This is a genomic window from Mesorhizobium sp. M2A.F.Ca.ET.067.02.1.1 (assembly GCF_004023285.1).
Taxonomy (GTDB): Bacteria; Pseudomonadota; Alphaproteobacteria; order Rhizobiales; family Rhizobiaceae; genus Mesorhizobium.
The window spans coordinates 1-9,704 of sequence record NZ_RZSB01000154.1 but is presented as its reverse complement, the minus strand read 5'-3'; the positions used below and the strand labels follow the sequence as shown (position 1 = coordinate 9,704).

9 protein-coding genes and 1 pseudogene are annotated in these 9,704 nt (G+C 66.0%); 8 read left to right on the top strand and 2 right to left on the bottom strand.

What is annotated here, in order from left to right; all coding sequences use genetic code 11:
* Together EOA28_RS13545 and EOA28_RS13540 are read right to left on the bottom strand one after the other, a co-directional pair.
* Positions 1 to 578, bottom strand: a 578-nt coding sequence (locus EOA28_RS13545; RefSeq protein ID WP_148670709.1) for an SDR family oxidoreductase, incomplete at its 3' end; no start/stop codon positions are given.
* 15 nt (positions 579 to 593) lie between these two features.
* Positions 594 to 1,326 (bottom strand): annotated as a pseudogene (locus tag EOA28_RS13540) (SDR family oxidoreductase).
* Positions 1,327 to 1,435: 109 nt separating this feature from the next.
* On the opposite strand from EOA28_RS13540, the gene EOA28_RS13535 reads away from it, so the two are divergent.
* The 8 genes from EOA28_RS13535 to EOA28_RS13500 all read left to right on the top strand — a co-directional run.
* Entirely contained in the window at positions 1,436 to 2,329 is an 894-nt protein-coding gene (locus EOA28_RS13535; RefSeq protein ID WP_127251043.1) for a LysR family transcriptional regulator, read from the top strand.
* Positions 2,330 to 2,584: 255 nt separating this feature from the next.
* Positions 2,585 to 3,724 (top strand): transporter substrate-binding domain-containing protein, encoded by a 1,140-nt coding sequence (locus EOA28_RS13530; protein ID WP_245463398.1) that lies wholly within the window; start codon positions 2,585 to 2,587, stop codon positions 3,722 to 3,724.
* Positions 3,721 to 4,305: an ANTAR domain-containing protein gene (locus tag EOA28_RS13525; protein WP_127251045.1), complete on the top strand. Its 585-nt coding sequence runs from the start codon at positions 3,721 to 3,723 to the stop codon at positions 4,303 to 4,305. Before EOA28_RS13530 ends, EOA28_RS13525 begins: the two co-directional genes overlap by 4 nt.
* Positions 4,306 to 4,314: 9 nt before the next feature.
* The gene (locus tag EOA28_RS13520) at positions 4,315 to 5,163 is read left to right on the top strand and encodes an ABC transporter permease (RefSeq protein ID WP_128314953.1); all 849 of its coding nucleotides are present in this window, start codon (positions 4,315 to 4,317) and stop codon (positions 5,161 to 5,163) included.
* A gap of 2 nt (positions 5,164 to 5,165) precedes the next feature.
* Positions 5,166 to 6,086 (top strand): ABC transporter permease, encoded by a 921-nt coding sequence (locus EOA28_RS13515; RefSeq protein ID WP_126064051.1) that lies wholly within the window; start codon positions 5,166 to 5,168, stop codon positions 6,084 to 6,086.
* Positions 6,087 to 6,115: 29 nt separating this feature from the next.
* Complete coding sequence (locus EOA28_RS13510; RefSeq protein ID WP_127251047.1) at positions 6,116 to 7,738, top strand: ABC transporter substrate-binding protein; 1,623 nt, start codon at positions 6,116 to 6,118, stop codon at positions 7,736 to 7,738.
* A gap of 108 nt (positions 7,739 to 7,846) precedes the next feature.
* Positions 7,847 to 8,791 carry an acetamidase/formamidase family protein gene (locus tag EOA28_RS13505; RefSeq protein ID WP_127251048.1) on the top strand — a complete coding sequence of 315 codons (945 nt, stop codon included), beginning with the start codon at positions 7,847 to 7,849 and terminating at the stop codon, positions 8,789 to 8,791.
* The coding region (locus EOA28_RS13500) for an ABC transporter ATP-binding protein (protein ID WP_148670708.1) at positions 8,791 to 9,704 on the top strand (914 nt) is incomplete at its 3' end. The genes EOA28_RS13505 and EOA28_RS13500, both read left to right, overlap by 1 nt.

The following is a 9,704-nucleotide window of genomic DNA, read 5'->3' as shown; positions in this document are numbered from 1 at the left end:
CCCTTGGTGAAGGCGCCCGGCACCACGATGCTCGTCTCGATGCCGAAACGGGCAAGCTCCAGCGCGTAGCTCTGCGCCAGCGCATCCATGCCCGCCTTGGCGGCGAAATACGGCGCGAGGAATGGCGGCGTGCCGCCGCGCGTGCTGCTCGATCCGACCCATATCATCAAGGCCCGGCCAAGCGAGCGCATGGCGGGAAGGACTGCCCGGTTGACGCGCTGGGTCCCCAGCACATTGACGTCATAGAGCTGCGCCAGTTGCTCCGGTGTGAAGGCCTCGGTCGGTCCGAACACCATATGGCCGGCATTGTGGATGACGACATCGATCCTGCCGGCTTCCGCGAGGATGGTTTCCACGGCCGCTTCGATCGACGGTTCCGACAACACGTCGAGCGCGATGGCGCGGATCGCCAGGTTCTCCTCGCGGGCCAGTCTTTCGACCTCGGCCGCCGGGGCGCCGCCCCGCCCCTGCGGATCGCGCATCGAGGCATAGACCCGGTGGCCGGCCCTGGCGAGAGCCTTCGCGGTCATGGCGCCGAAGCCGCTCGATGCGCCGGTGATGAGAATTGTCTGCTGCATGGTAGCCTCAATCCTTCAGATCGCGCCGCCATTGGCGCGGATGATCTGGCCATTGACCCACTGGCTGTCCGGGCCGGCAAGGAAGGCGACGAGCCCGGCGATGTCGTCGGGCTGGCCGAGGCGGCCGAGCGGGATGAGCCTGGTGATTGCCTCGATCTGCGCGGCGCTCTTGCCGTCGGTGAAGAGTTCGGTGTCGACCGGGCCGGGCGCGACGGCGTTGACCGTGATGCCGCGCGGGCCGAGCTCCTTGGCAAGGATATGCGTCATCGCTTCGACGCCGGCCTTGGTCGCGGCATAGACGCCGTAGGCCGGCTGGTAGAAGCCCACGACACTTGAAGAAAAGTTGATGATACGGCCACCATCGTTCAAGCGCGTTGCAGCTTCGCGCATGCCGCGGAACGTGCCGCCGAGATTGATGGCGAGCTGCCGTTCGAATGCAGCGTCGTCGGTGTCGGCGATGGGCGACAGCCGCATCATACCGGCATTGTTGACGAGGATGTCGGCCTTGCCAAAGGCCTTTTCAGCCGCGTCGAACAAGGCGGCCATGCCGGTCGGTTCGCCGATGTCGGCCTGGACCGCGAGAGCGGTGCCGCCGGCAGCCTCGATGGCCGAGACGACCTCGCCGGCCGCGTCCTTGCCGCGCGTAATTGACGATAACGGCGATGTCGTCCTGGGCGAGCCGCTTGGCGATCGCGGCGCCGATGCCTCTCGATGCGCCTGTCACGATCGCGGTTCTTGTCTTTTGCATGATCGGTCTCCGTTCGTTTGTTTGGTGTGGAGCCCATATAGATCGCCCTGTCTTCCGGATAATCGGCCGGCTATTGACAGCAGTATTCGAATAGAGCGAACAATTGGCCATGGATCGATTGGACAGGATGCGGCTGTTCGTGCGCGTGGTGGAGCGGCACAATTTCACCGCGGCCGCAGCCGATCTCGGCCTGCCACGCTCGACCGCGACCGAAGCGATCCAGCAACTGGAGGAGCATCTGGGGGCAAGGCTGCTGGACCGCACCACGCGCCATGTCGCCACGACGCTCGACGGGCAGGCCTATTACGAACGCTGCCTGTCGATCCTTGGCGAGGTGGAGGATGCCGAGGCCGGGTTCCGCAGCGCCGAGCCGCGCGGCCTGTTGCGCATCGATGCGCATCCGCTGCTCACGCAGCGCTTCCTGCTGCCGCAACTGCCGGCCTTCCTCGAACGCCATCCCGGCATCGATCTGCATATCGGCCAGGGCGACCGGCTGGTCGACCTGGTGCGCGAAGGCGTCGACTGTGTCATTCGCGCCGGTGAACCGCAGGACAGCGGCATGATCATGCGGCGGCTGGCGATGATCGAAGAAATCACCTGCGCCAGTCCCGCTTACTTGAAGCGCCACGGAACGCCGACATCGCCTGACGCGCTGGAAGGCCACCAGGCCGCGGGTTTCGTCTCCTCGCGCACAGGCGAGGTGCTGCCGCTGGAATTCACGATGGGCGCCGGCCTGCGCCAGGTAACATTGCCGGGCCGGGTCCGTGTCAACAACTCCGACACCGCGGCCGATCTGGCGCGCCTGGGCTTCGGGCTTCTGCAGGCGCCACGCTACCGGCTCGAAAAAGACCTGGCTGACGGGACGCTGGTGGAGGTTCTCAAGGATTTCCCGCCGACGCCGACGCCGTTGTTCGCGCTCTATCCGCAGAACCGCCAGCTCGCGCCGCGGCTGCGCGTCTTCCTGGAATGGGCGTCCCGCATCTTTGCCGAGGCAAGAGTGTAAACATCGGCGGCGTCACCGCTGAAAACCGTGGCGGCTTTGAGCGAGCCGGTCGCTTGATGGGCAAACCACCAAGCCATTGTACCCATTCGCGCGCAGGACCGTTGACAAGCCTGCGTCCACTCGTGTTCTATTTCGCAAGCGCACAATTCCCGCGTAACACATCGCGTCCGGCATTGCCGGGCAAGGGCAACATGGCCTCGCCGCGTCTCGTGAAAGCATGGGATGCGTGTGGGGCCTTTATTTTTTGAGGTCCGGGTGAAGACGTTCAGGGTCGGCATCCTCTATTCGACCACCGGTCCCTACGGGGCGATCGGCCGCGACTGCCGCGCCGGCGCCGAATTTGCCATCGAGGAGCTGGAGAAGGCCGGCAGCGCCGTGCGCATCGAGCCGGTCTTCGGCGATCCGGGCGGCCAGCCGGAGCGTTACCTCGATCTGATCCGCGCCATGCTGCGCGACGACCAATGCCGCAATGTGATCGGCACCATCACCTCCCTGTCGCGCAAGGACGTCATCCCGCTGGTGGAGAAATATGACGGGCTGCTCTGGTACATCTGCCCCTACGAAGGCTTCGAGGCCAACGAGAACGTCATCTACACCGGCGCCTGTCCCAACCAGCATCTGATACCGCTGTTCGACCACATGCTGCCCCGCTACGGCAAGCGCGTCTATCTCGCCGGCGCCAATTATGTCTGGGGCTGGGAGATGAACCGGCTGGCGCGCGAGCTTCTCACGCGCGCCGGCGGCGAGGTGCTCGGCGAGCGCTATTTGCCGATCGAGGAGACCGATGTCAGCCTGCTGATCGCCGATCTGGAGCGCCACCGGCCCGACTTCATCTTGAACAACATGATCGGCCCGTCGAGCTACGCCTTCCTGGCCGCTGTGCGCCGGTTGGCGGATCGCGATCCTGCCTTCGCGCCGGAACGCTGCCCGGTGCTGAGCTGCGACCTGACGGAATGCGAGCTCGGCGAGATCGAGCCGGGCACAGCCGTCGGCCAGCTCTCGACAGCCTCTTACTTCGAAAGCCTGGCGTCGCTCGAAAACCGGATTTTCAAGCAGCGCGTCGCCGCCCGTTTCGGCACCGGACGCCGCGTCTCCAGCTTCTTCGCCGGCGCTTATGCGGCGGTGAAGCTCTGCGCCGAGGCGATCACCGAGGCCAATCGCGATGACCCCGCCAGCGTGCGCGGCTTCCTGCACGCCGGGCCGCGACAGACTGTGCTCGGACCCCTCGCAATCGACCCGCGCACCAATCATGCGGCCCTGCCTTTCCATCTCGGTCGCATCAACGAACAGTCCGGCTTCGACGTCATCGCCTCGCATGGCGCGATCGTCGCCGATCCCTATCTTGTCGGCACGCTGGCCAGCCAGCCCGTCCCGCATCTGAGGGTCGTGCAATGACGCGGACGCCCAATTTCGTTTCCTGGCGCGCCGCGATCCTGCATCGCGCCGACGACAATATCGAGCGCCTGAAGCGTCAGCTCGAACGTCTCGGCGTGACCGTCCTGGTGCAGTGGAAGCCGCTCGATCTCACCGAAACGCCAGCTGACATCGTCCTGGTCGACGCCGACCAGGGGTGGAATGATCTCTTGCCATGGGACGGGGACGAGGCGCCCGTTCCGGTGGTCGCGCTGCTCGGTTCCGAAGCGCCCGGCCGCATCGCCTGGGCGCTGGGCAAGGGCGCCGGCGCGCTCATCGCCAAGCCGGTCACCGCCTCCTCGGTTTATCCGGCGCTGGTGCTTGCCACGCACGCCCACCATGAGCGAACCGCCGTCAAGGCGCGCATCGCCGGCCTGGAGGAGCGTCTGCGGCTGAGACCGATTGTCTACGACGCGATGCGCTCGATCATGGCCGCGCAAGGCGGCGATGAGACCGGCGCCTATCGCACGCTCTGCCGCCTTGCCATGCAGCGCCGGCTTGCCGTCGAGCACGTCGCCGCTTCCATAGTTGCCGGGCATGAGCCCGTGCCGCGCGCGATGTAGGCCGCTGGCATGCGGGTTCTGCACGAACTGACAAGACGGCCTTCCGCCCTTTTCGGGCTGATCGTGGTCGTGCTCGTCCTGCTGGCGGCAATCTTCGCGCCATGGATCGCGCATTTCTCGCCGGACGACCAGCTTGCCGACGGCCTGTCGCTCGAAGGCGCGCCGCTGCCGCCTGGCGGCGACCATCTGTTCGGCACCGACACGCTCGGCCGCGACCTCTTCGCCCGCGTGCTGTTCGGCGCCCGCACGTCGCTGATCATCGGTCTCGTCGCCAACGGCGTCGCCGTCGCGATCGGATTGCTTGTCGGGCTGCTCGCCGGCTATTTGCGCGGCGCCGCCGGCAACCTGCTGATGCGCTTCACCGACCTGATGATGGCCTTTCCGGCGCTGCTGCTCGCCATCGCGCTCGCGGCGCTGCTGAGACCCAGCCTGTGGATCGTCGCCATGGTGATCGCCCTGGTGAACTGGGTGCAGGTCGCCCGCATCGTCTACACCGAAACGCGCGGCCTGGTGGAACGCGACTTCATCGTCGCCGAGCGTTCGCTGGGCGCCGGCAATGGCCGCATCATCCTTCTGCACATCCTTCCCCACCTGATGCCGACCGCGATCGTCTGGGGCACGCTCGGCATCGCCACCACGGTGCTGCTCGAGGCGACGCTGTCCTTCCTCGGCATTGGCGTGCAGCCGCCGCAGCCTTCCTGGGGCAACATCATCTTCGAGAGCCAGAGCTATTTCCAGGATGCGCCCTGGCTGGTGTTCATCCCCGGCGCGATCATCGTCGCCACGGCGCTGTCCTTCAACCTGATCGGCGACGCGCTGCGCGACATCCTCGACCCGACCCAGCGCGGGAGGCTGTGACGATGGCCTTCTTCCTTGCCCGCCGTCTCGTCCAGGCCGTGCTGATCCTGCTCGGCGTCGCCGCCATCACCTTCCTTCTGCTCTATTTCCTGCCGGCGGACCCCGCCGTGCTGATCGCCGGGCGCTCCGCGACGCCGCAGATGGTGGCCGCCATCCGGCATGAGCTTGGCCTCGACCAGCCTCTGGTCATGCAGTTCCTGCATTATGTCGGCAACCTGCTGCATGGCGATCTCGGCCGCTCCTATACGCAGAAGACCGAGGTGCTGCCGCTGATCCTGGCGCGGCTGCCGGCGACGCTCATCCTCATGGCCGCCGGCATCGTCGTCGAGGTCGCGCTCGGCCTTACCTTCGGCATCATCGCAGCGGTCCGGCGCGGCGGCTTCGTCGACCGCTCGGTGATGATGCTGTCCTTCGTCGGCGTCTCGTCGCCGCAATTCGTCGTGGCGCTGCTGCTTCTCTATGTCTTTGCCGCCACGCTCGGCTGGTTCCCGATGTCCGGCTTCGGCACGGCGCGGCATGTCGTGCTGCCGGCGCTCACGCTCGGCGTGCTCGGCGCCGGCTGGTATGCGCGCATGGTGCGTTCCGCCATGATCGAGGTGCTGCGCCAGGATTATGTGCGCACCGCGCATGCCAAGGGGCTCAGCGGCCGTCGCGTCGTGCTCGGCCACGCGCTGCCCAACGCGCTGTTGCCGATCATCGCCATGGTCGGCATCGACATCGGCCAGTTCATGAGCGGCGTGGTCGTGGTCGAGGCCGTCTATGGCTGGCCCGGCATCGGCCAGCTCGCCTGGCAGGCCATCCAGCAGGTCGACGTGCCGATCATCATGGGCGTCACATTGGTCTCGGCCCTGGCCATCGTGCTCGGCAATTTGCTCGCCGACTTCGTCGCCCCGTTCGTCGACCCCCGCATCCGCAGCCAATAACCAACAAGACCAACAGAGGAGTGAACTCAATGAACAAATTCGTCAGAAAGATGGGCCTGGCGGCCTTGCTCGCCACCTCGGCCCTGGTGCCCGTCGCCTTCGCCGACACGCCGACCAATGGCGGCGACATCATCGTCACCTACAAGGACGACATCGCCACGCTTGATCCAGCCATCGGCTATGACTGGCAGAACTGGTCGATGATCAACGCCCTGTTCTCGCGCCTGGTCGACTACAAGCCGGGCACGACGGAACTGGGGCCGTCGCTCGCCGACAGCTACGACGTCTCCGACGACGGCAAGGTCTATACGTTCAAGCTGCATCCCGGCGTCAAGTTCACCAACGGCCGCGCGGTGACGGCGGCGAACGTCAAATGGTCGATCGAGCGCGCCGTCAACCCGAAGACGCAAGGCCCGGGCGCCGGCTTCTTCCACTCGATCGTCGGCGCCGACAAGATGACCGCCGGCACCGCCGAGACGATGGAGGGCATCACGGCGATAGACGACCATACAGTGAAGTTCACGCTGTCGCAGCCCGACGCCACCTTCCTCAACGTGCTGGCGCTCAACTTCGCTTCCGTCGTGCCGAAAGAGGCGGTGGAAGCCGCCGGCGGCGACTTCGGCAAGCATCCGGTCGGCTCCGGCGCCTTCACGCTGAAGGAATGGACGATCGGCCAGCGCCTCGTCTTCCAGAAGAACCCCGATTATTTCATCAAGGACCGGCCGCATGTCGACTCTTTCACGATCGAGATCGGCCAGGAACCGCTGGTGGCGCTTTTGCGCCTGCAGAAGGGCGAGGTCGACATTGCCGGCGACGGCATTCCGCCGGCGAAATATCTGGAAATGAAGAAGTCGCCCGAGTTCGAGGGCATGATCGTCGACCGCCAACAGCTGGAAACCAGCTACGTCACTTTGAACACGCAGGTAAAACCCTTCGACAACGCCAAGGTGCGGCAGGCCATCAACATGGCCATCAACAAGGACCGCATCGTGCGCATCATCAACGGCCGCGCCACGCCGGCAAGCCAGGTGCTGCCGCCGCTGATGCCGGGCTACGACCAGAACTACAAGGGCTATGCCTACGATCCCGAAAAGGCCAAGGCGCTGCTTGCCGAGGCCGGGTTGAAGGACGGCTTCTCGACGCAGATCTACACCTCCAACACCGATCCGCAGCCACGCATCACGCAGGCGATCCAGCAGGATCTGGCGGCGATCGGCGTCAAGGCCGAGATCAAGGCGGTGGCCAATCCGAACGTGATTGCCGCCGGCGGCACGCAGAGCCAGGCGCCGATGGTCTGGTCCGGCGGGCTCGGCTGGATCGCCGACTTCCCGGATCCGTCCGACTTCTACGGGCCGATCCTCGGCTGCGGCAGCGCGGTTGCCGGCGGCTGGAACTGGTCGTGGTACTGCAACAAGGACATCGACGCCCGCGGCCAGGCGGCGGACGCCCTGCCGGTGCCGGCCAAGGCCGAGGAGCGCAACAAGGCCTGGGCGCAGATCTTCACCGACATCCAGACCAATGACGCGCCCTGGATTCCGGTCTTCAACGAACGCCGCGTGGTGGCCAAGGCCAAGCGCATGGGCGGCCCGGATGAGATCTATATCGATCCGACCCGCGTCATCAATTACGAAGCGATCTATGTGAACAAATAGGCCGTCTCATTTGCCGGTGGCGGACGTCCAGCCCGCCGCCGGCCGCCTTTCAATGATGCCGCCGAAACGGGAGGGCGGCTTGCCAAAAACAAACGAGAAGCAACAACCATGTGCGTGAAGTGCGACTACACCATTCATCGCGCCAGCCACCATTTCGGCTGGAACTGCGATTTCGAGCCGGCGCTGACGGCCAGGCCGGGTTCGACCATCCATTTCGAGTGCCTCGATTCCGGCGGCGGACAGTTCGACGCGAACTCCACGGTCGAGCATGTCAAGACGTTGGATTTCGGCAAGGTCAATCCGGTGACCGGACCGGTCTATGTCGAGGGCGCAAGGCCCGGCGATGCGCTGAAGATCACGCTGCGCCATTTCGAACCGTCGGGCCTCGGCTGGACCGCCAACATTCCGGGCTTCGGGCTGCTCGCCGACCAGTTCAAGGAGCCGGCGCTGCACATCTGGAAATATGATGCCGCCTCGATGGCGCCGGCGCTCTATGGCCCGGGCGGGCGCGTGCCGCTGAAACCTTTTGCCGGCACCATCGGCGTGGCACCGGCCGAACCCGGCCTGCATTCTGTGGTGCCGCCACGCCGGGTCGGCGGCAATCTCGACATCCGCGATCTCGCCGCCGGCACCACGCTCTATCTGCCGGTCGAGGTCGAAGGCGCGCTGCTCTCGATCGGCGACACCCACGCCGCTCAAGGCGATGGCGAGGTCTGCGGCACAGCGATCGAGAGCCGCATGGACGTCGAGGCGACGATCGAGCTGGTCAAAGATGCGCGGCTGGAAAGCCCGCGCTTCACCACGCCGGGACCGGTGACCCGCCATCTCGACGAGGCGGGCTACGAGGTCACCACCGGCGTCGGACCGGACCTGATGACCGCGGCGCGCGAAAGCGTGATGCGCATGGTCGACCTGCTCGCCGCCGACCATGGGCTGAAGCCGGTCGACGCCTACATGCTCTGCTCGGTCTGCGGTGACTTGCGCATCAGCGAGATCGTCGACATGCCGAACTGGGTCGTCTCGTTCTATTTTCCGAGGATCGTCTTCAATTGATGGCGGATGGTTCCGGGCGAGGAAGAGATGCTGTCCTGACCGTCGAGAACCTGTCGGTGGACGCGCTGACGCCGCAAGGCGCAAGGCGCGTCATCGACGGCATCAGCTTTGCGCTGGCGCCGGGCGAGACGCTCTGCCTTGCCGGCGAGTCCGGCTCGGGCAAGTCGGTGACGGCGCTTTCGATCATGCGCCTGTTGCCGCGTGCCTCGCTGCGCATCGCCGGCGGCGACATCAGGCTCGAACGCCAGTCGCTTCCGCGCCTGCCGGAGCGCGCCATGCGCGACGTGCGCGGCGGCGAGATCGCGATGATCTTCCAGGAGCCGATGACGTCGCTCAACCCGGTACACTCAATCGGTGCGCAACTGACCGAGGCGATCCGCATCCACCAGGGCGCGGAAGCTTCAAGCGTCGAGCAGCGCGCTCGCGACATGCTGGATGTCGTGCATATCAGCGACCCGGCGCGACGCATGAAACAATATCCGCACGAGCTCTCCGGCGGCATGCGCCAGCGCGTCATGATCGCCATGGCGCTGTCCTGCCGGCCGAAAGTGCTTCTGGCCGACGAGCCGACGACGGCGCTCGACGTGACGGTGCAGGCGCAGATCCTGAAGCTGATGCGGGAACTGAAACGGGAGTTCGGCACCGCCATCATCCTCATCACCCACGACATGGGCGTCGTCGCCGAGATGGCCGACCGGGTGGCCGTCATGCGCGATGGACGGATCGTCGAGGCGGGCCCCGTGCTCGACATCTTCGAGCGGCCGCAAGCCGACTACACCCGCGAACTGCTCGCCGCCGTGCCGCGCCTCGGCGCCTTCGCGGGAACCGACGCACCGCCCCGGGTCACGGCCACCTCCCGACCGCCGGTCCCAGACGGGGAAGCGCCCGTGCTTTCGGTGAAGAAGCTTGTCGT